This window comes from Brevibacillus sp. HB1.2, assembly GCF_013332495.1.
GTDB classification, from domain to species: Bacteria; Bacillota; Bacilli; order Brevibacillales; family Brevibacillaceae; genus Brevibacillus; species Brevibacillus porteri.
The window spans coordinates 427,139-449,906 of record NZ_JABMIU010000002.1 but is presented as its reverse complement, the minus strand read 5'-3'; the positions used below and the strand labels follow the sequence as shown (position 1 = coordinate 449,906).

General features: G+C 46.3%; 26 protein-coding genes and 1 riboswitch. Of the genes, 17 read left to right on the top strand and 9 right to left on the bottom strand.

Annotated features, from left to right (window positions below; all coding sequences use genetic code 11):
• Nucleotides 1-60: 60 nt before the first annotated feature.
• Both HPY28_RS07065 and HPY28_RS07060 read left to right on the top strand, forming a co-directional pair.
• Nucleotides 61-660, top strand: coding sequence for a hypothetical protein (locus tag HPY28_RS07065; RefSeq protein WP_173622220.1), 600 nt, complete (start codon nucleotides 61-63; stop codon nucleotides 658-660).
• A gap of 112 nt (nucleotides 661-772) precedes the next feature.
• Nucleotides 773-1,135, top strand: a complete 363-nt coding sequence (locus HPY28_RS07060; protein ID WP_017249616.1) for a DUF4912 domain-containing protein — start codon at nucleotides 773-775, stop codon at nucleotides 1,133-1,135.
• A 112-nt stretch (nucleotides 1,136-1,247) separates the two neighbouring features.
• Here HPY28_RS07060 and HPY28_RS07055 read toward each other — a convergent pair whose 3' ends face one another.
• Nucleotides 1,248-1,886 carry a glycoside hydrolase family 73 protein gene (locus HPY28_RS07055; RefSeq protein ID WP_174230287.1) on the bottom strand — a complete coding sequence of 213 codons (639 nt, stop codon included), beginning with the start codon at nucleotides 1,884-1,886 and terminating at the stop codon, nucleotides 1,248-1,250.
• 112 nt (nucleotides 1,887-1,998) lie between these two features.
• Nucleotides 1,999-2,427, bottom strand: coding sequence for a DUF1885 family protein (locus HPY28_RS07050; RefSeq protein ID WP_017249614.1), 429 nt, complete (start codon nucleotides 2,425-2,427; stop codon nucleotides 1,999-2,001).
• A 180-nt stretch (nucleotides 2,428-2,607) separates the two neighbouring features.
• On the opposite strand from HPY28_RS07050, the gene HPY28_RS07045 reads away from it, so the two are divergent.
• The 5 genes from HPY28_RS07045 (at nucleotide 2,608) to HPY28_RS07025 (ending at nucleotide 6,674) form a co-directional block, all read left to right on the top strand.
• Nucleotides 2,608-3,156: a MarR family winged helix-turn-helix transcriptional regulator gene (locus tag HPY28_RS07045; RefSeq protein WP_007723208.1), complete on the top strand. Its 549-nt coding sequence runs from the start codon at nucleotides 2,608-2,610 to the stop codon at nucleotides 3,154-3,156.
• 78 nt (nucleotides 3,157-3,234) lie between these two features.
• Nucleotides 3,235-3,534, top strand: a complete 300-nt coding sequence (locus HPY28_RS07040) for a DUF3055 domain-containing protein (protein ID WP_015892160.1) — start codon at nucleotides 3,235-3,237, stop codon at nucleotides 3,532-3,534.
• Between the two features lie 108 nt (nucleotides 3,535-3,642).
• Nucleotides 3,643-4,440 (top strand): alpha/beta hydrolase, encoded by a 798-nt coding sequence (locus tag HPY28_RS07035; RefSeq protein WP_017249612.1) that lies wholly within the window; start codon nucleotides 3,643-3,645, stop codon nucleotides 4,438-4,440.
• A 118-nt stretch (nucleotides 4,441-4,558) separates the two neighbouring features.
• Nucleotides 4,559-4,684, top strand: a complete 126-nt coding sequence (locus tag HPY28_RS07030; protein ID WP_007723214.1) for a GapA-binding peptide SR1P — start codon at nucleotides 4,559-4,561, stop codon at nucleotides 4,682-4,684.
• A gap of 103 nt (nucleotides 4,685-4,787) precedes the next feature.
• Entirely contained in the window at nucleotides 4,788-6,674 is a 1,887-nt protein-coding gene (locus HPY28_RS07025; RefSeq protein WP_174230286.1) for a TolB family protein, read from the top strand.
• 69 nt (nucleotides 6,675-6,743) lie between these two features.
• Here HPY28_RS07025 and HPY28_RS07020 read toward each other — a convergent pair whose 3' ends face one another.
• The gene (locus tag HPY28_RS07020; protein WP_174230285.1) at nucleotides 6,744-8,681 is read right to left on the bottom strand and encodes a beta/alpha barrel domain-containing protein; all 1,938 of its coding nucleotides are present in this window, start codon (nucleotides 8,679-8,681) and stop codon (nucleotides 6,744-6,746) included.
• Between the two features lie 119 nt (nucleotides 8,682-8,800).
• A complete protein-coding gene (locus HPY28_RS07015) occupies nucleotides 8,801-10,273 on the bottom strand; it encodes an aminotransferase class I/II-fold pyridoxal phosphate-dependent enzyme (RefSeq protein WP_069849688.1) in 1,473 nt (490 codons plus the stop codon).
• 166 nt (nucleotides 10,274-10,439) lie between these two features.
• Here HPY28_RS07015 and HPY28_RS07010 point away from each other — a divergent pair, with 166 nt between their 5' ends.
• Nucleotides 10,440-11,399: an NAD(P)H-dependent flavin oxidoreductase gene (locus HPY28_RS07010; protein ID WP_017249607.1), complete on the top strand. Its 960-nt coding sequence runs from the start codon at nucleotides 10,440-10,442 to the stop codon at nucleotides 11,397-11,399.
• 84 nt (nucleotides 11,400-11,483) lie between these two features.
• Here the strand turns inward: HPY28_RS07010 and HPY28_RS07005 are convergent, their stop codons facing one another.
• Nucleotides 11,484-12,119: a YktB family protein gene (locus HPY28_RS07005; protein WP_173622216.1), complete on the bottom strand. Its 636-nt coding sequence runs from the start codon at nucleotides 12,117-12,119 to the stop codon at nucleotides 11,484-11,486.
• A gap of 229 nt (nucleotides 12,120-12,348) precedes the next feature.
• On the opposite strand from HPY28_RS07005, the gene HPY28_RS07000 reads away from it, so the two are divergent.
• From HPY28_RS07000 to HPY28_RS06990, 3 genes are all read left to right on the top strand, one after another.
• Entirely contained in the window at nucleotides 12,349-12,948 is a 600-nt protein-coding gene (locus HPY28_RS07000) for a hypothetical protein (protein ID WP_017249605.1), read from the top strand.
• 227 nt (nucleotides 12,949-13,175) lie between these two features.
• Entirely contained in the window at nucleotides 13,176-13,682 is a 507-nt protein-coding gene (locus HPY28_RS06995; protein WP_017249604.1) for a DUF4446 family protein, read from the top strand.
• A gap of 346 nt (nucleotides 13,683-14,028) precedes the next feature.
• A complete protein-coding gene (locus HPY28_RS06990; RefSeq protein WP_007723238.1) occupies nucleotides 14,029-14,625 on the top strand; it encodes a hypothetical protein in 597 nt (198 codons plus the stop codon).
• 111 nt (nucleotides 14,626-14,736) lie between these two features.
• Here HPY28_RS06990 and HPY28_RS06985 read toward each other — a convergent pair whose 3' ends face one another.
• Nucleotides 14,737-15,231: a GNAT family N-acetyltransferase gene (locus tag HPY28_RS06985; protein WP_017249602.1), complete on the bottom strand. Its 495-nt coding sequence runs from the start codon at nucleotides 15,229-15,231 to the stop codon at nucleotides 14,737-14,739.
• Nucleotides 15,232-15,563: 332 nt separating this feature from the next.
• On the opposite strand from HPY28_RS06985, the gene speD reads away from it, so the two are divergent.
• A complete protein-coding gene (gene speD / locus HPY28_RS06980; RefSeq protein ID WP_007723244.1) occupies nucleotides 15,564-15,965 on the top strand; it encodes an adenosylmethionine decarboxylase in 402 nt (133 codons plus the stop codon).
• Between the two features lie 79 nt (nucleotides 15,966-16,044).
• On the opposite strand, the gene HPY28_RS06975 is transcribed toward speD, so the two are convergent.
• The gene (locus HPY28_RS06975; RefSeq protein ID WP_017249601.1) at nucleotides 16,045-16,656 is read right to left on the bottom strand and encodes a YhcN/YlaJ family sporulation lipoprotein; all 612 of its coding nucleotides are present in this window, start codon (nucleotides 16,654-16,656) and stop codon (nucleotides 16,045-16,047) included.
• Between the two features lie 139 nt (nucleotides 16,657-16,795).
• On the opposite strand from HPY28_RS06975, the gene typA reads away from it, so the two are divergent.
• Complete coding sequence (gene typA / locus HPY28_RS06970; protein WP_017249600.1) at nucleotides 16,796-18,637, top strand: translational GTPase TypA; 1,842 nt, start codon at nucleotides 16,796-16,798, stop codon at nucleotides 18,635-18,637.
• A gap of 67 nt (nucleotides 18,638-18,704) precedes the next feature.
• Here the strand turns inward: typA and HPY28_RS06965 are convergent, their stop codons facing one another.
• Complete coding sequence (locus HPY28_RS06965) at nucleotides 18,705-19,178, bottom strand: glutathione peroxidase (protein ID WP_174230284.1); 474 nt, start codon at nucleotides 19,176-19,178, stop codon at nucleotides 18,705-18,707.
• A gap of 231 nt (nucleotides 19,179-19,409) precedes the next feature.
• Between HPY28_RS06965 and HPY28_RS06960 the strand changes: the two genes are divergently transcribed.
• The 3 genes from HPY28_RS06960 (at nucleotide 19,410) to HPY28_RS06950 (ending at nucleotide 21,592) form a co-directional block, all read left to right on the top strand.
• Nucleotides 19,410-19,736 carry a YlaH-like family protein gene (locus tag HPY28_RS06960; protein ID WP_017249598.1) on the top strand — a complete coding sequence of 109 codons (327 nt, stop codon included), beginning with the start codon at nucleotides 19,410-19,412 and terminating at the stop codon, nucleotides 19,734-19,736.
• Nucleotides 19,737-19,746: 10 nt separating this feature from the next.
• Complete coding sequence (locus tag HPY28_RS06955; protein ID WP_174230283.1) at nucleotides 19,747-20,022, top strand: hypothetical protein; 276 nt, start codon at nucleotides 19,747-19,749, stop codon at nucleotides 20,020-20,022.
• Between the two features lie 190 nt (nucleotides 20,023-20,212).
• Nucleotides 20,213-21,592 carry a hypothetical protein gene (locus HPY28_RS06950; RefSeq protein WP_174230282.1) on the top strand — a complete coding sequence of 460 codons (1,380 nt, stop codon included), beginning with the start codon at nucleotides 20,213-20,215 and terminating at the stop codon, nucleotides 21,590-21,592.
• Nucleotides 21,593-21,601: 9 nt separating this feature from the next.
• On the opposite strand, the gene HPY28_RS06945 is transcribed toward HPY28_RS06950, so the two are convergent.
• On the bottom strand, nucleotides 21,602-21,943 hold the full coding sequence (locus tag HPY28_RS06945; RefSeq protein ID WP_007723262.1) for a DUF5665 domain-containing protein: 342 nt from the start codon (nucleotides 21,941-21,943) through the stop codon (nucleotides 21,602-21,604).
• A 137-nt stretch (nucleotides 21,944-22,080) separates the two neighbouring features.
• On the opposite strand from HPY28_RS06945, the gene HPY28_RS06940 reads away from it, so the two are divergent.
• Complete coding sequence (locus HPY28_RS06940; protein ID WP_173622212.1) at nucleotides 22,081-22,539, top strand: pyridoxamine 5'-phosphate oxidase family protein; 459 nt, start codon at nucleotides 22,081-22,083, stop codon at nucleotides 22,537-22,539.
• Between the two features lie 74 nt (nucleotides 22,540-22,613).
• Nucleotides 22,614-22,733: riboswitch (SAM riboswitch) on the top strand.
• Nucleotides 22,734-22,768: the final 35 nt, after the last annotated feature.

Genomic DNA, 22,768 nt, shown 5'->3' with positions numbered 1-22,768 from the left:
GAGAGAAGAAATTTCGGAAAAACAAGCGCTGCCGCGCACACATACAGGAGGATTATTGACATGAAAAAAGCATGGTTATCGGCCTTGTTGGCGTTGACTGTAGCAGCAGGGGTAGGGAGCACTACTGCGGTGGGAGAGGGTGCAATGCGCGTATTTTTCGGTGCGGAAACCGTAGCGAGTGAAATGCCAGCATCCAAGGCCGAATCGATAGAATCAATAGTGAACAAGCTCGGTGGTTTCGCCGATTACGATCAGCAATCTGGCAAATTGCAAGTGATTAAGCCAAACGTAAATATTATTGTGGTCGAAGGAATTCAGCAGACCCGCAATAAAAATGTCGTTTTCAGCAACCCTGTCAAAGGATACAGCGACAAAAATGTGCCTCGTACGTTTAACGTGTTCGTAGAGGTTGATGACGCGCCTGTAGCTAAAGACTTGCGCATGCAACTTGTGTTGATCGGACCGGACGGCAAAGAAGTGTCTAAAGGGAAGGAATGGAAATACTCCACACAAAATGCAAACAGCTTCTATTTTTCTGAGCCTTTTGTATCTACGAAACTCGAAGCATACGGCACTTATAAAGTACAAGTTCAAATGAAATCCGAGAAATTCACTTCTTATGTATCCGTTGGTGAAAATACATTTACAGTTGGGCGTTAAAAATTATGGCTTGGATGCGTTTCCACTTTGCATGTCCCCGTGCTATAATATACGGAAAAGCCAATATACTTGGTAATAGCAAGTACATGAAAGAAAGGAACGATGGGAGCGAATGGAGACAAATCCCCCGCGATCGTCCACAGATCTAGAAGGCCCGAGTATACGCATTGCCTGGAAAGATGAGCAATCCATTCAGGCAGAGTGGAGCATGACGAAGGAGTTCGAGCAAGAAATAGAGCGAAAGTTTGCTATTCCTTTTGCTGAACTGCCTTTTGTCCTACGCCTTTTTGATGTGACGTACCGCAAAGAGATCCGAAATGATGGCACTGACCTTTACACTGATTTTGATATCAACCACCTCTCTTCCGAATGGATATTGTACGGAGTGACGCAAGGATTGGAATATTGCGTCGATCTGGGAATTCGGATGGTGGACGGAAGGTTTTATTCGCTGTCCAGGTCTCAAATGATTTGATCAACGTGCTCAAGCAACGTACGACTGAGGCAACTGCATTTTTATACGAAACAGCCCCATTATCCACGAGGTTTACTTGTGGCAATGGGGCTTTTGTTTTTTATTCATGGACTCATGGCTTCTCTCGCTGTCTGTCCAGTAGTCGCAGGGCAACCGCTAAAACAGCCCATACTGGCATTGGTTCGTCTAACTTATTTAGCCATTCAGGCGAGGTCAGCAAGCCCTCCTGTAATGCGCGATTGCCCAGCTCCAATTTCCAGGGAGGAAACGTTTGTGGCCCTTCTGAGGTGAATGAATCGTACTGAGACAAGTTGTACGTCTGAATGAGGCCCGTCAGCTTTTCGGCGTACGCAGGGTCGGTAGCGTAGCTGGCTTCTTCTAAAGCCTGTGCGGCTTGTGCGGGAGTCGTGGCTGCCAGCACGTTTTTATATGCGGGCCTACGTAAAAACTGGGTATGGTCTTCCATGGATTGCTGGTAATTTTCATAAGCGCGGAACTGGGAGGTACGTGTGACCATTTTTCCGTTTTCCACCTCTTTGCTTTCGATGGTGACAGAGCCGGCAGGTCCCGTTCCCTTTATTCCAAAGAGGTTATACGAGGATGTCCCAGTGACAGGGTCAACAGGTACTTTTTTACCCCAACCAGACTCGAGTATGGCTTGCGCTATGATAATGGAGGGGAATAAACGATGGTTCAGATAAGACTTTCTGGCGTGGTCAGCAACCAACTGAACAAATGCTTGCGCCTCCATAAGCACACCCCTTTCCACTCTTTGTTATTCGTATGAAAAAAAGAGGTCAGGGGGAATAGGCCTGGACATGAAAAAACAGTCGAGATTTCTCGACTGTTTCTCCGTTTTTTCTTTATGGCTTTCGAGGTTGGAAGTATTGAATGCGATTATTGAAGAGATGGAGCTCTGCTTTATAATCACGTGCCAAGTATCGACAGTACTCATTCGCCTTGTTTTTATCGCCATGCGTGGCCGATTCAGGGAGGGACACCTGTATGTAGTGCTTTTCGGAACCGTTTTCATTTTTGCTCCCGACTCCAACAACGATGGCTTTGTACATGTTTGGGTCTTTTCCTTTGAGAAGGAACCACGAGTCCTTTCCTTCAGGGCGTTCTTCTAGGTTGTAAGGGAAAGCGGCGTCAGCATAGGTCCAGCCCAACTGCTTTCCTGTTTTTGAGGTCATGTCAACGTATCGCGTAAACTTGGCTTTCACGTCGTCAATACTTACAGATGCTGCGGTAGAACCATCAACGAAATAGATGTAGGCCGATTGAAGTTTCACGACTGCACTCACTCCTAGTACCGGTATTCTGTGCGTTAAGTGTAGCATTGTCTTCCACTCTTTGGCAATGAGGCAGTTGGCGACCAAAAACAATTGCGCGTTTTTTCTGAAAAGTGTAAAATATATATCATATTTATATGCCGTTAGATGAACGATAAAGGATCATGGAGGAATATACGCATGCAGGAGGCCTCAATTAGACACGTATTCGAAGCTTTAAACACCATGCGCGCCATCGATGTGGTGAACAAAGAAGACTGGGAGCGGGCAGCGAAGGAAGCTGAATTGGATTCCTCCGTACAGTTAAACATTCTCTGGATCATCTACTGTTATGAAGGTGTACGCGTCACGCAAATTGCAGATTGGACCTTCTGGCATCCCTCATCGATTGTCATTCATATCAAGAAATTAATGGAGAAAGGCATGGTGACCATCGAAAAGTCGGAGTTGGATGGGCGTGTAGTTCACGTATACCCGACTGAAAAAGGAAAAGAAGTATTAGAAGCCAGTCGAAGAAGTGTACCAGATATTTTTAGATTGACGTATGCATTGGAGAAAATGGAGGAACGATACAGTACAGCAGTAGTTGAATTGTTCTTTGAATGTCTCTCCTTTGTCGCGCAATCGTTGCATGGGGCAGAAAAAGTGAGATGGATTCAAGAAGGGGAAGACAGGGTCATTAACCCGACGCGTTTGGTAAATGATGCTGTTTGGGTGGCAAAAACGTGATTTTTCGCTTATACTAGTGAATAATCCGAATATTTCACGAAATTCGGAGGCCAAAATACTGTTGAGGAGGGATTGCTGATGGAGCACTACGACCACTTATACGACGTTTCGGAGAACGCTAATGTACGTTTCCTCGGTTTTATTTCAGAGGGAACTCGCTACGACTTTGGCATGGTATTTACACACAAGTTTTATGGGAAGCCGTTGGTGATCTGTATGCAGACAGGGCAATCGACTCTTCTCAGTTCTGAAGATGCGGTGAATCCAGGATATCTGCAAAAAATTTTCAGACTGGATTCAGAGAACGAGGCAGTCGCGCTTGCTGAGTTTTTCCAGGAGCATTTACCATCGATTCCATTTGAAGAAAATCAGTATTAGGTAACGAGCAGAAGTTTATCTTCTGCTCGTTTTGGTTTTTCAGTAAAATATGGCCTTCCGTTTTTTAGTATAATCGAAAGAAATCAAGCAGTAGGAGGAACAGTGGGAATGGGTGTACATAAATGGTCGGCCAAAGATTCTCGGGGAGCGATTGTTCTCGTCCATGGAACGGGAGAGCATCATGGGCGCTATGAGCATGTAGCGGCTTATTTCAATCAGGCAGGCTGGGACACATATGCGGAAGATTTGCCGGGATGGGGGCGCTCTCCTGGGAGACGGGGGCATATTCAATCATTCGAAGACTATTTGTCCCGTGTACGGGAGTGGACGAGTACCGCGCTTGCCGATGCGTCAGGAGAGAAGCCAGTATTTTTAATGGGGCATAGTCTGGGTGGTCTCATCGCGACTCGCTTTATTCAGGCGGATGAGCGGAGTAAAGAGTTGGCAGGGTTAATTCTCACATCTCCATGCTTGAAACTGAAACTGACTGTACCGGCGTGGAAGGAGCAATTGGCACAGTTTCTCGATCGGGTCTGGCCAACACTTGTCATGCCTAATGGAATCACTCCCGACATGGTATCGCGTGACGAAGCTGTTCAGGTTGCTTATCAGAACGATCCACTCAATTATTCCAAGGTAAGTGTCAGATGGTTTACAGAATTGAACCGCTCGATGGAAAAGGCGTGGGAGGAAAGAAACCAAATCAAGCATCCTGTCCTTGTTTTGCAGGCTGGTGCTGATACATTGGTTGATGCGGATGCAGTGGAGCAGTTTACAGCGGGCCTTCCAGACAGACAGACTTTTGAACGATTCGCGGGCTTGCGGCACGAAATTTTGAATGAGCCTGAAAAGGAAGAAGTCTTGCAAAAAATCGTGAACTGGTTGAATGACAATATTTCAAATTAATGTGACATACTAATTATCAACAAATGCATCTTGACTCCGAATGACGTGGCATATTAAGATGAATGTAACATAATATTTGTAGTAATATGTGAATCAATTGAATGCGGAGGGGACATAGATGGGAACTATCGTATGTCAGACTTGCGGAACCATCATTGAGCATTTTGAATGTAATTCAGTGAAAACGCTTTATGCGGTGTGCAACTGTGACTGCCGACCTGGTGAAAGACAGGAAAAAGAATAAATAGTCAACAGGCCTATGTTGAGGCCTGTTTTTTTTGACAACCTTTTCCGCATGGAGGATAATGGAGAAGTGTGAAAATCGCTGCAAAAGGAGGAATTGTGTCATGAAGCGAAAACCGATACAGGGAATGCTGGCCGCTGCACTTTTGGTCACATCTCTGTGGAGCGGGACACCAGCACTTGCTTACAGTATTGGTGATGAAGAAAAAATAGACGGTAGCCAGCCATCAATATCCTCAGCAGGATATGATATATCAAAAAAATATGCGGTATGGATGGTTGAAGGTGGGCAAAGAGTAACACTCTACAACCTTGATAAAGGTAACCAGAGCGAAATAGGTGACAAGGAATCAGAAAAGACGAATCCAAAGGTCGATGGAGATTACGTCGTATGGATTGATTCCCGAGAAGGCGGTTCAGATGTCTATTTGTATGACATTGTGAAAGAAAAAGAAATCCGTTTGACAAGTGGTTCTGCTTCGGTCGATGGCTTGGAGATTGCCGATAAAAATGTTGTTTGGACAGAAAACGGCGATGTTTATCTACATAAAATTTCTACTGGAGATACAGAGATCGTATCAGCGAGTGGAAAAGCAAGCAACCCGGTGGTAAGCAGTGGTTATGTTGCTTGGGAAGATGATCGTAATGGCAATGATGACATTTATTACTATGACATCAAAGCAAAGCAGGAAAAGGCTGCCGTTACTGCTAAAGGGGATCAAGGGCGTCCAAGTATTTTCTCCAATCAAATCGTGTATGAGCATCAATCGGCTGGCGACCTCTATTCCTATTCCATCAGTAACGGTAGAATTAAGGAATTGACTGATGATGCAAACGAACAGCAAAATGTACATTTGTATCAAGAGGATTATGTCTATTCTGACAATAATGACTTGAAATATCGTGAGCTTGGCAAAACGTCTGGTAAAAAGATCGCGAGCAATCTGTACGGTGAGACCGGACCGAAAATTTATGGCGATTTCATCTTATTCGCGAAAAAAGATAGCAACAAAAAGCTCCAACTCCACCTGTATGACCTGGACGAAAAGGAATTAGTTCCGATAGGTAATGCAGGCGGGAAACCAAAGGAGCCAAGTGCTCATGATCGTTATGTAGCGTACGTAACCGAGTCTAAAAAAAATAATACGATCGTTTTCTACGATGTAGAAAATAAAAAAAGTAAAGTCATCAGTAATCCAGAACATGATTCTGTTCGCCCTGTTGTAAGCTCGCGTTATGTTGTCTGGTATGACGAGCATGAAGATGCACTCTTCTCCTACGATATTCGTAAAGACACTCAAAAGCAGATTACACATGAAGATGATGATCAAAAACCGAGTGAGAAGCTTTATGAGATTGACGGAGAGCGTCTGTTATGGGTAAATATCGATGGCAAAACAGAAGTGATCATCACAGATCTAACGACTGGAAAGCATACGGAAGTTACGACGGTGAGAAATGAACCATTAAGTGTTGATATTTACAAAAACTACGCTACCTGGGTAGTGGAAGAAGGCTCAAAGAGTGCAAGCATCGTACTCTACGATATCGAAGAAGATGACGAGACAGAAATCCGCGATAATGTAAAAGTAGAGAAAGCAGAAATCGGCGATAACTTCGTTGTTTGGAGCGAAGATACAGGCAATTCCAAAACCGGTTGGGATTTGTACTATTACAACATCGACCGTCAAAGAGTCAATCCGTTGCTACGTTATATGGATGGTGACCAGAAAAATCCACAGGCTTCACGCAATATGATTTTGTATGAAGACAATCGTCTGTCCGCAAAAAGCAAGGAATTCTACTATGAGCTGTATGATTTCGAAGAGGATTCCTATAGCAATATTGAGTGGGATGATGATGCGGAGATGGAAAATGCTCGCATCGGTGGAAATCGCGTTGTCTGGGTCGATGAGCGTGATAAAGACCCATATGTATACACGGTGGCATTCGCTCCAGGTAATGATGATGACGAAGATGACGAAGACTGATTCTGCACAATAGTAGTCAGGCTTTTATAAAGAAAAACAGACGAAAGGAATTCTTTCGTCTGTTTTCTTTTATGTCCGGCATAAATACGGCTTCAAAAGTACAAGTGCTACGAAAAATAAAATGACTGCGACATAAGCAGGCAAGAGATGAATAAAATCGACATAGCCAACAGTAAAATGTATGCCTATGCCAGAAATAAAGCCTGGAATGCCTGCTAAAAACAATGTCCACCAAATCCACGCTTCTCCTCGCCTGATACCCCAAAGGCTAATCAGTAAGACGGCCAGGCCATTCGAAACTAAGGCTCCGCCAAAGCCAGCACGGTCATGAGCAATCACCGGAATTAATTGCTCATTGTAAGACTGCAAGGTATCAGCTGATACACAGAGAAAGACGAGGTCGGAAGGAATGAAGACACCTGTGACGCCGATGATCGAAATGATGATACCAGCCCCTGTCAAACCAAATCCGATGATGACAAAGAGCAATTGTCCCCATAGAGCCATTCGCCAATCCTGATCATTGTGAAGCTGAGGCGGTAGGCGAGTCAAATGAACCTTTGCAGGTGCTCGTAATGCGAGCAAAAACATGGGGAACAACACGAGCGCTAAAATCGCGTGCAAGTAATCGAAGTATCCGTATCCAATAAATAAAAAGAAGCTGGAAAATCCAACAGCACCGGAGACGAGCAAGATGGTCCGCGTCCAGTGAATGTCTTTGCGTAGACCATGGTAAGCCAGTTGACTATACAAAATTCCGATGGATATCATCGTTCCTGCCAGACTAATCCGATCGTGTGACATAAAAGAGAGGATTTGCGCATTTAAGAGTGCAAGCTGGTCGGCTGACATCCCGAGAAAGCGTTCGTCGTAGGGGAGGACGACGGTTGTTGCGGCGACCAGCCAAGCAAGTGCCCCACCAATAATCATGCCCACGCCCAACAAGAGTCCCCATATCCAAGAAGGAAATAAAAAAGCAGGTCGCTTTTCTTGAGGAGCCTCAGTGTCTGGCTGTGTTTGCAAGATGGCTTCGTTAATTCGTTTTGGCAAGCCAGGGCCAGAATAGACCAAGCCACTGTGCAACTGTACAAAATTGGCACCCGCTGCCAGAAGAGTCAGAGCATTTTGTGGCTCCAGAATACCACCTGATCCAATGATAAGGGCATCTGACCACTGTTCCCGTGCCCAGGAGACAAATTTGACGGCTTGCTCGTGTGAACTCCTCCCCGTGATGTAAACAGAGTTGTTCGCGCATGCTGAATTTTCCTGAATCGTGCCTCCAGCGACAACGAAGCCGTTGAGTCCTGCTTCTTTTGCCGAGGTAAGAATCGGGAGTGCTTCCGCTTCTGCAAGACTCGGTGGGATCGCCAGCAAGAGTGGCATATCCGTCTTGTTACGCAAACAGGAGAAATGTTCCTTCCACGCTGTATGGCTCCATTCTGGTTGTCCCATATTCGCCCGCGTATCTATTGTGAAAAATGAACAAAAACGCTCCAATCTGGCGATCAGCTCCTGAAGCTCTTCTGTGGCATCTCTCAGGCTGGCCTCTGGTCGGCAGGCCAATCTGACTCCGATAGGAATTTGGATGCCAGAAGCCCCCTCCAGGCGCCTCTCAAGGGTATATATACCAGTATTTTCCAACGGACTGGAATAGTGGATATTCATCGCGGCAATGTCACGTTGAACGGTGCCGTCAGAATCAATCGGTTCTTTGGACACAGGCCCCAGCTCTAGAAACCCGAAGCCGAATTTGGACAGCGCCTGAATGGCGATGCATTCCGTGTCCAATCCGGCACCCAACCCGACTGGAGTAGGGAACGTGACTGGACCAATTGTTTTGGAGAGCTGTGAGGGAGGCTCCATATGTCCCATCCATTCGATGATGTACGGACCACCCGGAATTTTTGCCAAAGTGCCGATTGACTTCAAGGTAATAGAACGGGCCCGTTCGGGTGGCATGAGAAAGAGAAGTGGCCGAAACATCGTTTGATACGACCAGTCTGGCATGGCAGCATAGCCCACCTTTCCTGATTTTTCCCAATTCCATCTTATCTTAAAGTGTTTGTATAAAAAATAAAAAAAGCTGCTCTCTTGTGAAAGAGGCAGCGTTTTTTGGTTCGGATCGCTTAGCCAGAAATGGCAGTTTGTCTTTTTACGACTTTGATCGTTTTCAATGTCTCATCTTCAGGACCTTGTACGGGTAATCCGACTCGGATGTTTTCCTGAATGTACGCGATATTTTCCTCGGTGATTACCTCCCCAGGAAGGAAGATCGGGATACCTGGAGGATAGACCATGATGAACTCAGTGATGACTCGACCTGCTGCTTCCGCCAACGGAATCGTCTCTGTTTCTGCATAGAATGCTTCTCGAGGGGTGGTGGACAGTACAGGGATATTCGGCAGTGAGATGGTCGGCTTCTCTTCTGCTTGTACGTGCGAAAATTCAACGGACAGATCACGCAATCCATTTACCAGCGTGCGGATGGATTCTTCCGTATCGCCCGCAGTAACGAAGCAGAGGATGTTGTACAAATCGCTCATCTCTACTTCAATGTTGTACTTGTCACGCAGCCAGTTCTCGACTTCCCATCCAGTGATTCCGAGATCGCGTACGTGGATGAGGAGCTTGGTTGGGTCCATCGCAAAAGTCGCAGGCTTTCCAAGAATCTCCTTGCCAACGCAGTAGATGCGCGGGATTTCGTTAATCATATCGCGTGCTTTTGCTGCCAGTTCCATCGCTTGGTCCGCGAGCATTTTCCCGTTGAGGGCCAAATGCTGACGCGCCATGTCTAACGATGCGAGGAAGATGTAAGAAGTCGAAGTCGTCGTGAGCATACTCATGACCGTTTTCACCCGATCGACATCAACGAGGCCTTCCCTTACATTCAAGATCGATGTTTGGGTCAAAGAGCCACCCAGCTTGTGTACGCTGGTTGCTGCCATGTCGGCACCTGCTTGCATGGCCGAAATCGGCAGTTCCTCATGAAAATGAATATGCACACCGTGAGCCTCGTCTACCAATACCGGAATTTCATAGTTATGCGCAGCCCGCACGATCTCACGCAGGTCACCTGCAATACCGAAGTACGTTGGGTTAATCACCAACAGGGCAGCAGCATCAGGATGGGCTTCCAGTGCTTTTTGCACAGCCTTCACTGTGATCCCGTGAGAAATACCCAGACGCTCGTCCATTGCAGGGTGAATAAAGATTGGGATTGCTCCAGCGAAAATAACCGCCGACATAATCGATTTGTGTACGTTACGCGGTACGATAATTTTGTCGCCAGGACTGCATGTCGCCATAATCATCGCCATGATGGCACCGCTTGTTCCTTGCACGGAAAAAAATGTATGGTCAGCGCCGAATGCCTCGGCTGCCAAATCTTGTGCTTCTTTAATCATTGCCTTTGGGTGATGCAAGTCATCCAATGGCGCAATGTTGATGAGGTCTATCGAAAGAGCGTTGTCCCCGATGAACTCGCGAAATGCCGGATGCATACCCATACCCTTCTTATGGCCCGGAATGTGAAATTGAATCGGGTTCCGGTTGGCGTGCTCCAACAACCCGCTGAACAAAGGAGTTTTCATTTGTCTCACTACGATCGCCTCACTTTACTAATCAAGAATAATAAGGGGAAAAACAAACAAATTGAGTATAGCAAAATAGGGGGGGAAAGCAAGCGAATTTTTATTCATGTTTACGAGTGGTGGCAGGAGTTTGGCCTGTAAGCCGAGAAGGTCATTTACATGGGGTGATAATTGGATGAAAACGAGAGTAACGGAGCTACTTCAAATTACATATCCGGTCGTTCAAGGTGGCTTGGCTTATTTGGCTTACGCAGACTTGGCTGCTGCTGTGTCAAATGCCGGGGGACTCGGTCAAATTACGGCTATGTCCTTGCCATCGGCTGAAGCACTGCGGGAGGAGATTCGCAAAGTCCGTGCATTGACGGATAAACCATTTGGTGTGAATTATGCAATTGGTCAACACGGTCGGCCGTATGAAGCAATGCTGGATGTGGCGATTGAAGAAAAAGTGGCAGCTGTTTCGGTAACAGGAGGCAATCCAGAGCCGCTGCTGCGCAGACTCGATGGTCATCCCATCAAAAAGCTTGTTTTGGTTGCGTCTGCCCGTCAAGCACAAAAAGCAGAATCGATTGGCGCGGATGCTGTGATGGCTGTTGGTCAAGAAGGTGGGGGGCATCTGGGACGAGATGATATTGGGACGTTCGTTTTAATTCCGCGTGTGGTGGATTCTGTGAAAATTCCGGTATTGGCTAGTGGTGGTATCGGCGATGGTCGGGGGATTTTGGCAGCGCTTTCACTTGGTGCAGAAGGTGTGGAGATGGGGACGCGATTTATTGCGACGCAAGAATGTGTCCATGCGCATTCTGCCTACAAAGAGGCGTTGGTTGCTGGAACCGAGCACGATACCGCAGTTATCAAGCGAACACTGGGGACACCTGCCAGGGTCGTTCGTACACCAGGCTCTGATCATATTCTCCAATTGGAAAAAGAAGGGGCAGGCTACGAGCAGTTAAAGAGCTTCATCAGTGGAGAGAACAATTGCACATTTATTTATGAGGGCGACAGCCAGCGTGGCTTTGGTTGGGCAGGTCAGGTTATTGGATTGATTGATGATGTACCAAGTGTCCAGCAATTGTTTGACCGCATGTTTGGCGATGTGAACAAGTCGTTGGATCGACTGCGGTCTTTTTCCTAAAACAAAAGAACAGGCCTGCGTTTTTCAAATGAAAGCGGACCTGTTCTTTTGCATATAACTTAACTAAAGAAAGCGGGAGGCGGTCTATCCACGAGAATTTCCTAAGGTATAGAGCTTACTCAACACGCCAAATGTTTCTTCGAGACGACTCACCAATGCTTCTCCGTCTGCTAGGATTGGATCATGACGGTCAATGGTAATACCACAGAGCAACTCCGCTTTTTTTACCTGTGCCAGCCTGTCCACCAGCTTTTTCACGCCAGCAGTGCCCAGCTCTTTTTGAGAAGTGCTTGCTGGTTGCATATGATCTGGAGACCAGTGAAAATGCTCCGGAACCATCGCGATGACCTCATCTAGACGCTTGTTAAACGCATGACTGATGATCTCTTTGGAAGGAGACTCGTAAATTACCGCGTACCAAACAAACAAATGTGTTCCCCACAAGCCGATTTGAAAGTGCGGATGTTTTTTGTAACCGCGTTTATCATTAGCCCAGGCAACCCACGTATCAGCTGGTGGGTTCACCGTACGGCGTGCATGCTTTGCTATGTGTGTAAACATTTCATCTCCGGTGGCTACAGAGAGAAAAGGCGCAAAATGTTGGCTGAGTACTTCGAATTTAGGACGGATATTGGTTTTGATCGCGTCCATCCGAGCATCCAGTCCATCAATGGCAAAAACATCAAAATCTTCTTGACGAAAGCCTGGAAACGTTAGCATGTAACAAACACCTCTTTTAAGCATCATCGAACCCCACTGGAAAGAAAAGGGCGATCGTCCCCGTCAAGGGAGCTTGGAATCCTCCATATGATATCATACCATCCAGGAAAAAAATACATGCCGAGTTTTATGAATAGCAAAACCAAAGCCTGAATAATATGATATACCACTCACTCCCTTGCGGCTAATTTGATATCTGAGTATTCTGTCAACGGGAGGGGCCTGTAGAATGAATCTCGGCATGGAGTTGGAGTATTTTCATTTAGCAGTTTGGTTTGACCGCAAAACATTGCACGCGATGGTGCAGGCCCTGGTGGAAGCAGGGGTGAGCGTCACGTGGAAAGAATCTCCCGAGCAGTTTCACCTCCTCGTGAACACCACAGATGGCCGATCCGACTGGAAAATGCAGCGTTTAAACGGGTCCTATAAGCTGCACATTACCGGCATTCCTGTCAATGATTCGCGGGTGGCACTTGTACTTTACCACTTCGTAGAGCGGGCAAAAGGGCATGCCATGATCAAGGTCACTTTTGAAGAGTGCGTCTTGCTGAAGCAAATCCAGTACGGAGAAGTTATCAGAATAGTGGAATTAAAAGGAGCTGAGAAAAAAGTGATCTATGAAAAATTTTGCAATGTAACGATGGATCAGGTAATTGCCGCGATGAAACGACGTGACTCGGAAGAACGCATCCCGGTGCTGCGTCTGGAGTTGGATTATGAACTGGCGACGTTGTATGACGCAATGCAAGCCAAAGACCAAAGTCAAATGAAACAGTCCACAGAGCGATTAAAACAGCTCCGTCGGGAAATGTTGCTTTTGGAAGCGTAGGCAGACTGGAGGATAGCCAAAGGACGATGAGTTTGACACAAACGAATACGGAATGAAAAAGCGACATCTCAAACAAATGAGGGTGTCGCTTTTTTTGGTTTGACCGTCGCTTATTTAGTAATTGTTGTTTTTATGAAAGACTTGTTTGAATGGGAGGCCCGGCGGTTGTACAATAAAGAAGGTTTTTGACAGCATATTTACGCACGCACCGGAAAGGAAGAAAAGTTTTGGAAGCATTCCTATCACAAATCCCCAATGTAGCGATCCTGCTTTTAGCCGTCATCGCATTGACACTGATCCTATTATGGATGGTGATTATGCAGTCTGTCCGGATTAGTCGATTGAGGAAATCAATCAACCGGATCATGACAGGGACGGGAGGAGCCAATCTCGAGGAAGGCTTGCACAGACTGCTGGATCAGGTAGAGGAAATGAAAAAGCAGCATAGCGATCAGCAGTTTGCCATCAATCGTCTGTCACAGCGAATGGCAGCGCAATGTGGCAAAGTAGCGATTATCCGTTACAATGCCTTCGGGGATGTCGGCAGTGATCTTAGCTTTTCGCTGGCGGTAACAGATGACGCTGGGAACGGTGTCGTGATCACCAGCATTTTTGGACGAGAAGAATCTCGCGTGTACGCCAAGCCGCTTGAGCAAGGGACATCGAGCTACCATTTGTCTGAAGAAGAACAGGCTGCGATCAAAAAAGCGATGACCTCAACTGCAGGGATATAAGTCCCTCTGAATTTCAATGAAACAGTAAGCATATGAATGAATCAGGGAGTTCTTTTCATTTCCCTGCGTCTGATTGCGGATATTCCGGTTTTTTGCTAAAATTCATCGTCATTTTGCTCAAGACTTTTGAAGGCACCTGAGGTATAATAAAGATGTCAAAAATGGCTTTTTTGCGAAAAACAAAAAGTAGGTGATCCGCCTTCATTACCCAAATCGATTTTCGATTCGCGGGGCAAGGCCAGGTTCTACAGCGTTCTTTTGTTGACACTTAGCGTATCTCCTCTGATTTGGATAACTGTTCGGTCGTATTCGGCCCATGCAAACCAAAAGAATTGAGGAGATATTTATGGCACAGCGTTTAGCAACTAATTACGCCAAGGCCTATTTCACGGTGAATGAAGAAGAGCTGAACCAGTTCGTTTCGCTTTTCACCAATGAACACATTTCAGTCCAAGTCAAAGTGTGTGACAATGGCGATCGTGACGTAATCCTGAATGACAAGAACGGCGAAATTCAATTGAGTTTCTGTCGGGTTGGCAGCCGCTACTCATGCGACAGCTCGTATCTGATCCGAGATAGGCAGCTGGCAAATGCCATGAGAAAAGCAATGAAAGCGTTCCGAGGCTATGGGATTGTCCACCGGATTTATGACGGCTTCACAATGGTGTATCACTACGATCAAGGATCGGTTGTGAGCATTCAGGAGCTAACCGGAGACGAAGAAGTGTCCATCTTTGAAAATAACTCTCTGCATATGGCCAATGAGCTGGAGGCTTTGTTCCAGCAGGATGGCAGCGAGCAGGAGATTGAGTCCTTACGTCAAGAAACGGACCGATGGCTGGATTTGCGTAATTGGGCAAAGAGAACTGCCCCGGAAAAACTTCCAGCAATTGATGTTCGATTAGTAACGTTATCGCGACGTCTATTTGAATTAGAAGTTTAGAAAAAAGGGTGCCTGAGGCGCCCTTTTTTATGTATGTGATCACACAGCGAATAACAAAAAGCGGGTTTCCTCCTGACCAGAGGTGCCCGCTTTTGCTTTTTTGCCCTTCGCTTAGCGCAATTGTAATGGTTTGCTCATATTGTACCAAATAGCTCCAGCATGATCTGAGCTGGAAACACCGTTGTTGAAGTATCCCTGACTTTCATAGTAGCCAATCAAATTTTCCTTACATGTCAGCGTGATCGTCTCACGACCGGCCACTCTTGCTGATGCTTCCAGGTGTGTGAGGAGCATGGAAGCAATGCCTCGTTTTTGAAAAGCGGGAGAAACCGCTAGTCCTAGGATGGTTTGATGCCCGCCCGATGCCGGATTTTCTTTAATTGCTTGAAACAAATCATCCGTAATGAAGGGGGTTTCGATAACGGGTCCATTCACCAACCCCGCAATAACGCCATCCTCTTCCGCTACAAAAAAACTGTCTGGAATCAATCGAATGCGTTTCTCAAATGCTTCCTGTGTCGCAGCCTCTTCTGGTGAAAAGCAAAGCTGCTCGATGGCGATCAGTGCTGGCAAATCTTCTGCTTTGGCATTGCGGATAGTGATCATGTGTTCCGATCCTCTCCATTCTTGTTCGTTTTCCTTTCTCGAAAAGTTTAGAATCTTACCTGTTTGATGTCAACGAGAGCGGCTTGTAGCAAGGGGGCGCCTTCATTCTGTCGAGCGTTTGATCAATTTATTTTTATAGTTCTTGTTTAATCTTGAAAAAGGGTATTGTCAAACTAGGCCGATGCATGGTATTGTTGTTTTCGTTGGAAACAGGATTAGGAACCAGGATTCACTTTAAAGGGTGGATAACAACGGAAACCGCCCCCGTTAGTGAATGACGCAGGTCCTAGCGATGTTTAACATTACACTCGTTAGGAAGGGGGAACCGAAAGATGGAATATTCGACTTTCGGAAGACACGTTGCTGTTGACACATGGGGAGTTCAGTTTGATTTGTTGAACGACGCAGAATTTTTGAAAAAGGAAATGATTGAGGCTGCTGAGGCATGCGGTGCTACGGTACTGAGTGTGCAAGCGAAGCAGTTTTCTCCTCAGGGTGCTACCGTACTGGTTCTTCTCTCGGAAAGCCACCTGTCCATTCACACGTATCCTGAGCGCGGCTTTGCTGCTCTGGATTGCTACACGTGTGGGGAAACCGTTGATCCGCAAATCGCCATCGACTACTTGGTATCCGTGCTGAAGCCGGAAAAAACTTACGCGAAGAAATTAGTTCGTGGTTTGGGTGAACTGCAAGTTGTTGAGCCAGAAATGAAGCTGGTTGAAGCGGCAAAGTAAGTAACAAATGGAAAAGTTTTCAAGAGGTGCGGGCTCATTCCGCACCTCTTTTATATGGAGCTTCCATTCCTATTTGTCATCATGGAGTGACTGTAGGAATTCTGCGGCCAATATCGTGGAGCAGAGAACGAAATTCCGTGGATGTATTGGAGATCTGGCTTTTCATGTCGGGTCTCACATCAACTTGATTGGTCCGATGCGTCGCTTCTTCATAAATATCTGCATGGATGGCACGAATCCGGTCAAATGTCCCTGCGTCGGAGGCTACTTGGATCGAGAAGTTGGGAACACGTGAACGAACGGCTGAGTGGACTTGCTGTTCAATTATGTGCGTTTGCTCAGGGCCAAAATTTTTCCGAACACGAATTCCGATAACGGCATCTGTGCCGCTCACGAGAACAGTAGCACGTTCTACACCAGGCACGTCATCTGCGACCGTGGTGAGCTGTTCAGCTAAATCCTGATTAAAACCATTGACCGTATATCCGTTTCGATAATTGCGGGCATTGATTCCGCCAGTGTAGGCATGATAATCATGAGCGAGGCTTGTCCGTGCACCTGGGGCTTGCTGATAGGTGGTACTTTGTGTGTGCGCTTGATTTTTTGGATGGCTGTTCGAGCTTGCGCATCCAGTCATCATGGTTGCGATCATAAGCAAGCCAACCAAATATTTCGGGCCGTACCGTTTCATACGTATGCCACCTCCATTTTTCTTAGTATGACGAAAATAAAGTCCCTTACTCTGGAAGTGGCTCCCGTAAAAAACTGCCCATTGTGCCGCGTTTCACTACCTGTTAATATGGAAGGTATGCATAATAGAGGAGGTTCACATGAAGCGTCTTGACATACGCAACATTGCAATTATTGCCCACGTTGACCACGGAAAAACCACGCTGGTTGACAAACTTTTGATCCAATCGGGCACATTCCGCTCGAACCAACAGGTAGAAGAGAGAATGATGGACTCTAACGACCTGGAGCGCGAGCGTGGAATTACGATCCTGGCGAAAACCACTTCTGTCAAATACAATGATTTCACGATTAACATCTTGGATACACCAGGCCATGCTGACTTCGGTGGCGAGGTTGAGCGTATCATGAGCATGGTGGATGGCGTTCTGTTGATCGTCGACGCCTTCGAAGGCTGTATGCCACAAACACGCTTTGTATTGAAAAAAGCGCTGGAAGCAAAAGTTACCCCTATCGTTGTCGTGAACAAAGTAGACCGCGACAATGCACGTCCTCAAGAAGTTATCAACGAAGTGTACGACCTGTTCATTGATCTGGATGCGACGGAAGACCAGCTGGAATTCCCAATCGTATATGCTTCCGGTCTGCAAGGGATTGCAGGACTTGAGCCAGATAAGCTGGAAGGCGACCTTCGCCCACTGTTTGACACCATCGTAGAGCATATGCCTGCTCCTGACGCAGACGAATCTGCTCCGCTCCAAATGCAAGTAACCATGCTGGATTACAACGACTTTTTGGGTCGTATCGGGATTGGCCGCATCTATCGCGGTACTATGAATTTGAATGAAATGGTATCGGTCACTACGCGCGAAGGCGAAGTGAAAAAAGCGCGGATTCAAAAGCTGTTCGGTTTCTCCGGTCTGCAACGTGTTGAGCAAAAAACAGCAAGAGCGGGAGATATCGTAGCGATTTCTGGTATTGATGATATTAACGTAGGGGAAACGGTTTGCCACGTTGATCATCCTGAGGCATTGCCACTCTTGAAAATTGACGAGCCTACCCTGCAAATGACATTCCTCGTGAACAACAGCCCGTTTGCTGGTCGCGAAGGTAAGCACGTGACTTCCCGCAAGCTGCGTGATCGTCTGATGTCTGAGCTGGAGACAGATGTATCTCTGCGTGTAGATGAAACAGATTCGCCAGATGCGTATGTGGTTTCTGGACGTGGTGAATTACACTTGTCCATCTTGGTAGAGAACATGCGTCGTGAAGGCTTTGAGCTGGGTGTGTCCAAGCCTGAGGTTATCATTCGTATGATCGATGGACAAAAAATGGAACCGGCTGAGCTGTTGATCATTGATGTACCTGAGGAATACACAGGGCCGGTTATGGAGACATTGGGTCAACGTAAAGCCGAGATGGTTAACATGATCAACAACGGCTTCGGACAAGTTCGTCTGGAATTCATTATTCCATCCCGTGGTTTGATCGGATATCGTACAGAGTTCTTGACGATTACACGCGGTTACGGTATTCTCAACCACTCTTTTGACAGCTATCGTCCACTTGTACCAGGAGCGGTAGGAGGACGTCACGCAGGGGTACTTATTTCCCACGAGACAGGAACAGCTACCACGTACGGCTTGATGTCCGTAGAGGATCGCGGAACGATGTTCATTCACCCAGGTACAGAAGTATACGAGGGCATGATCGTGGGCGAGCATAACCGTGACAACGATCTTGTTGTTAACGTATGTAAAGAAAAGCATGCGACCAACGTACGTTCTGCGACCAAGGATGAGACTGTCAAAATGAAGGCTCCTCGCATGTTGTCTTTGGAAGAGGCATTGGAATATCTGAACGACGATGAGCTGTGCGAAGTAACACCTCAATCCGTTCGTCTGCGCAAAAAATATCTGAACAAATCAGATCGTGAGCGCTATGAGAAGCAAAGACGCTATGAAGCACAACCGCAAGCGTAAGATAGAAAAGAAAAGAACGCCACTTGATCCTGTTTGGGATGAAGTGGCGTTTTTGTTTGGGCTGTCCTTACAACAGACTTTCAATATCAGCGATGAGCTCTTCAGGTTGAGTACGAGCACTGATGCGTTTTACAACCTGACCGTCTTTATCCACGAGGAATTTGGCGAAGTTCCATTCGATATCTGGATTTTCTTCGCTCGGGGCATGTTCCTTCAAGTACTGATACAACGGGTGAGTATCAGGACCATTGACATCGATCTTTGCAAACAGCGGGAACGTCACGCCGTAATTTCGATCGCAGAACGTTGCGATTTCTTCTTCTGTTCCTGGCTCTTGTCCAGCGAACTGGTTGCAAGGGAAGCCGAGAACAACGAGACCTTTATCCTGATAACGCTCATACAGCTCCTGTAGCCCTTTGTATTGAGGAGTAAGGCCGCATTGGCTGGCGACGTTTACGATTAGCAGGACATGCCCTTTGAAGGCAGCTAACGTCTTTTCTTCACCGGAAATGGTTTTGACGGCAATATCATACAAGCTCATCTTATTCCCACCTTTTTCTACTGACATATCTTCATCATAGCATGTACGGCGAAATTCATGCCAGCAACATGGAAGAGCCTACCGTTTTTTGACACAGAATCCACCACCTGATAAAGTAAGAAAGATAGCGTTTTCCTAAGAAAAAAGGAGTGACTATTCGTTTCATTCCGCCTATGAGGTGGCATGTGAAGCGGTAGGAGTTTCACCGCTTGAAGACAGGAGAGATAAGTGATGGACTGGATACAAATCGCATCAACCTATGTGCCAACGAATCCAGATCAGCTCACCGCATATGACAGCTTTCGCATATGGGCTGATAAATATCGAGCTTGGATTTTGTTTGTGGAATTAATTATCGTCTATTATCTTGGCTTTGCTACCCGTATCCGTATGCCTATTTTGAAAAACGTGCTCTTGTACATCCTTTTGTTTGCTGGAGCTCTCATTTTCGCTATTTTGGATGTGCAGCTTCCTGTGAAAAGTGCAATGTTCGTAGCGATTGCGATTCTCGTGATTGTAAAGGTACGGATCAAGCCGGAGCAAACTGGGCGAAAGTGAGGAGAACCGAGTGAAGCGTGAAGATGCACTTTTTAACTGGCTCCAAATTCAAGTGGTTGCCGATGCGCGACCAGAAGACCGCTCTGCTTTGGATACAGCTGCTTTTTTCTTGCAATTGCTGCAAGAGGATCATCAAATTAGCGATATCGGCTATCGTCAGGAAGGCAGCTGGTACGTGCTATTTGGGAACGCTGATTCACAGTCCTTGGAAGTGCGATACCCTGCTGAATCAGTCGAAGCTTTATTGGCCGCGATTGAAGGCGAACCCAAGTACAACTGCAACTAAAGGGACAAAGACTCCCCTCCACTTGCCGAAATGATTCGGAAGTTGGGTGGAGTTTTTTTGTATCAAGCGCTTTTTGTAGGTAATAAGACGCGGTTTCTTGGAGGATGCAACTTTTGAAAATGATTTCCCGTCAATATTCATGCCCCAAGCAACCAGGGGGATTTTGCCAGACTAGAAGGGGGAACTACCATTGAAAAAGTACATGACCAAGCCCGTATTAGCAGTGGTGACAGCTGCAGGTATTCTTGGCTGTTTGACGCCAATTTTTGCCGATGCAAGCTCGATTGCTAGTCCAAGTGCCACAAAGGTAGTCATGAATGACGAAGGGAAACAAGTAACGCGCTACAATCTGAAAGAACTTGCCCAAAATGATCCAACCACGTTGAACATGCTCTTGAAGAATCAAGCGGATCACTTGTACATCATTGTAGAAGAAATCAACTTGAATACGAAACTGCAAACCTATATGGAAGAAAACAAAGCGGAGTGGGAGCGTATTTACAACGAGTACTACGGCGATATTTGGCTGGAAGTGCGCTTGACAGACAATGATGAAGAAATCGTGAGCGTAAATGCCAAGACTGAAAATAACAAGGTGTACATAAAGGGGATTGTGACTTCGGATGTCACCAAGGTGGTTGTGAAAAAGCCGAATTCCGACATTATTGAAGTCGTTCCGACCAAGGAGCACTCTTTTACGGTCAGCTTTGAAGCTCCAGATGCATCCTATGAACCGTATGTAACTGTGAGTGCCTATGAAGGCAGCAAGCTGGTCGATAGCGAAAAAGTAAAGATCGTACCAAAAGCAGAAGAAGATAAGGAAATGATCATCCATACCATGTCTGTATTGGATGCGAAGAAAAAGGAATTAAAAGTAAAAGGAATTGTCAAGCAAGGGGCAGACAAAGTAACTGTCACCTATAATGGCGTGAAAAAAGACGCAAACGTGAAGAAGCTGTGGGACGGCGTAGGCAGCTTCACAGTTTCAGTAAAGGATGTACAAGCAGCAAAAGATCAAAAAGCCTTGATCGAGGTTTACGAGGATGGCAAGAAGGTTGATTCCGAATCCGTTCAGGTAGAAATTGTTAACGCTCCTGACAAGGATCAAGCGACCGTATATGCCATTAAGGCGACTGCTGTAAACAATCCTGCCGCCAAGTCCATTCAAGTGAAGGGGACAGTAAGCGGCTGGAATAAAAAGGACGACACTGAATTGTATGTGATCGCTCCTGACGGGAAGAAAAAAGAGATTAAGCCAAATGACAAAGGCGAGTTTTCGCTGACATTGTCGTACAAGAATCATTCCTTTAGTGCCAAAACCATTCAATTCGCATTGTATGAAGATGATAAGCTGGTTAAGAAAGATGACGTTGCATTAAGCACAAAAGTCATTGTCGAGCCTGTGAAGCCAACAGATGAGGATAAAGACGATGATGATGACAAAAAGAAAAAAGAAAAAGGGAAGCAGAAAGATAAGCATCCCAACGGCAACGCGTATGGCTATTGGAAAAAGCACGACAAACATCATGATGACGATGAAGATGACGATCGTGACGACGACAGAGACTAGTCTCTAGCGTTAAGGCCGCTGCTTGTAAGTCTCGACGTACTCCACCAATTGTCTGATGTAATCCCCCAGAATGGGGATGGAAAGAAATTGCGTCAAGAGGGAGCCGAGGAAAGCCAAAACGATAGCAGTACCAATCGTCAACCCCAGACCCCGGGCAAGACCTGCGAGGAAATTGATCCAGAGCAGCTTGCGCGGGGCTGTGTAATTTTGGATCACATCTGCTAGTCGGATATCTTCCAGGAACATCGCAATTTTATGCATCCGCTCATTTACCTTCCGAACTTCCTGAAGCTCTTCAAGGACTTGATCAATTTGCTGCATGAGGCGGTCTGTAGGCGACAAGCTGTCCATCCCCTTCCATCATTCGGTATCGTTACTACCAGTCTAGGGAAAAAGACAACCAGAATCAAGGTGAAGAGGAAACGTTTGCCTATCAGCTAGGCGAAGGGTAAAATGAACGTACAAAACGTTTGTTAGGAGGCTTTGAAATGGCTGAAACTGTTTCCCAATCTCTTTCCGAAGATTTATTCAAGCTCTTGCAAAAGGAGCGTTTTGTTACCTTGGGCACAGTAGACCATGAGTCAGGAGCACCATCGCTCAGCTCCTTGTCCTGGACGTATGCTGTCACCGCCGATACGATTCGTTTTGCCGTGGATAATCGCTCACGTATTTTGGCTAATATTGCGAAGGAACCGCAAGTTGTCTTGCATTTGATCGGTGCCGGCTCGTCTTTCGCCATTAATGGTCGTGCTTCTGTCAAAACAGACCGACTGGAAGGCGTTCCGCTCAAGCTGGCCATGGCAGAAATCAAAATTGAGGCTGTTCGTGATATTATGTTTTACGGTTCCCGTATTTCCGTAGAACCACAATATGAAAAGACGTATGACAAAAACGCGGCAGCGAAGCTGGACAATCAAGTGATGACCGCCTTGAAAGATGTAAATTAACGGGTGGAAATAAATTGTTGACAAGAATCCTGCCGATCCTTTAGTATTAGGGTCAATCAAATTGAATAGCAATCTTCTTATCCAGAGCGGCGGAGGGACTGGCCCGATGATGCCCGGCAACCAATCACCTGTATTTTATCAGGGAGATAATGGTGCTAATTCCTGCAGAGTTATCAAACTCTGAAAGATGAGAAGGATTTGCTTACGGTGACGTAAACAAAGCCTTCTT

What these genes read in the sequence shown, in the direction of transcription:
- HPY28_RS07065 (WP_173622220.1), top strand. Translation starts at nt 61, where the DNA reads ATGAAAAAAGCATGGTTATCGGCCTTGTTGGCGTTGACTGTAGCAGCA.
- HPY28_RS07060 (WP_017249616.1), top strand. Translation starts at nt 773, where the DNA reads ATGGAGACAAATCCCCCGCGATCGTCCACAGATCTAGAAGGCCCGAGT.
- HPY28_RS07055 (WP_174230287.1), bottom strand. Translation starts at nt 1,886, where the DNA reads ATGGAGGCGCAAGCATTTGTTCAGTTGGTTGCTGACCACGCCAGAAAG.
- HPY28_RS07045 (WP_007723208.1), top strand. Translation starts at nt 2,608, where the DNA reads ATGCAGGAGGCCTCAATTAGACACGTATTCGAAGCTTTAAACACCATG.
- HPY28_RS07040 (WP_015892160.1), top strand. Translation starts at nt 3,235, where the DNA reads ATGGAGCACTACGACCACTTATACGACGTTTCGGAGAACGCTAATGTA.
- HPY28_RS07035 (WP_017249612.1), top strand. Translation starts at nt 3,643, where the DNA reads ATGGGTGTACATAAATGGTCGGCCAAAGATTCTCGGGGAGCGATTGTT.
- HPY28_RS07030 (WP_007723214.1), top strand. Translation starts at nt 4,559, where the DNA reads ATGGGAACTATCGTATGTCAGACTTGCGGAACCATCATTGAGCATTTT.
- HPY28_RS07025 (WP_174230286.1), top strand. Translation starts at nt 4,788, where the DNA reads ATGAAGCGAAAACCGATACAGGGAATGCTGGCCGCTGCACTTTTGGTC.
- HPY28_RS07020 (WP_174230285.1), bottom strand. Translation starts at nt 8,681, where the DNA reads ATGCCAGACTGGTCGTATCAAACGATGTTTCGGCCACTTCTCTTTCTC.
- HPY28_RS07010 (WP_017249607.1), top strand. Translation starts at nt 10,440, where the DNA reads ATGAAAACGAGAGTAACGGAGCTACTTCAAATTACATATCCGGTCGTT.
- HPY28_RS07005 (WP_173622216.1), bottom strand. Translation starts at nt 12,119, where the DNA reads ATGCTAACGTTTCCAGGCTTTCGTCAAGAAGATTTTGATGTTTTTGCC.
- HPY28_RS07000 (WP_017249605.1), top strand. Translation starts at nt 12,349, where the DNA reads ATGAATCTCGGCATGGAGTTGGAGTATTTTCATTTAGCAGTTTGGTTT.
- HPY28_RS06990 (WP_007723238.1), top strand. Translation starts at nt 14,029, where the DNA reads ATGGCACAGCGTTTAGCAACTAATTACGCCAAGGCCTATTTCACGGTG.
- HPY28_RS06985 (WP_017249602.1), bottom strand. Translation starts at nt 15,231, where the DNA reads ATGATCACTATCCGCAATGCCAAAGCAGAAGATTTGCCAGCACTGATC.
- speD (WP_007723244.1), top strand. Translation starts at nt 15,564, where the DNA reads ATGGAATATTCGACTTTCGGAAGACACGTTGCTGTTGACACATGGGGA.
- HPY28_RS06975 (WP_017249601.1), bottom strand. Translation starts at nt 16,656, where the DNA reads ATGAAACGGTACGGCCCGAAATATTTGGTTGGCTTGCTTATGATCGCA.
- typA (WP_017249600.1), top strand. Translation starts at nt 16,796, where the DNA reads ATGAAGCGTCTTGACATACGCAACATTGCAATTATTGCCCACGTTGAC.
- HPY28_RS06965 (WP_174230284.1), bottom strand. Translation starts at nt 19,178, where the DNA reads ATGAGCTTGTATGATATTGCCGTCAAAACCATTTCCGGTGAAGAAAAG.
- HPY28_RS06960 (WP_017249598.1), top strand. Translation starts at nt 19,410, where the DNA reads ATGGACTGGATACAAATCGCATCAACCTATGTGCCAACGAATCCAGAT.
- HPY28_RS06945 (WP_007723262.1), bottom strand. Translation starts at nt 21,943, where the DNA reads ATGGACAGCTTGTCGCCTACAGACCGCCTCATGCAGCAAATTGATCAA.
- HPY28_RS06940 (WP_173622212.1), top strand. Translation starts at nt 22,081, where the DNA reads ATGGCTGAAACTGTTTCCCAATCTCTTTCCGAAGATTTATTCAAGCTC.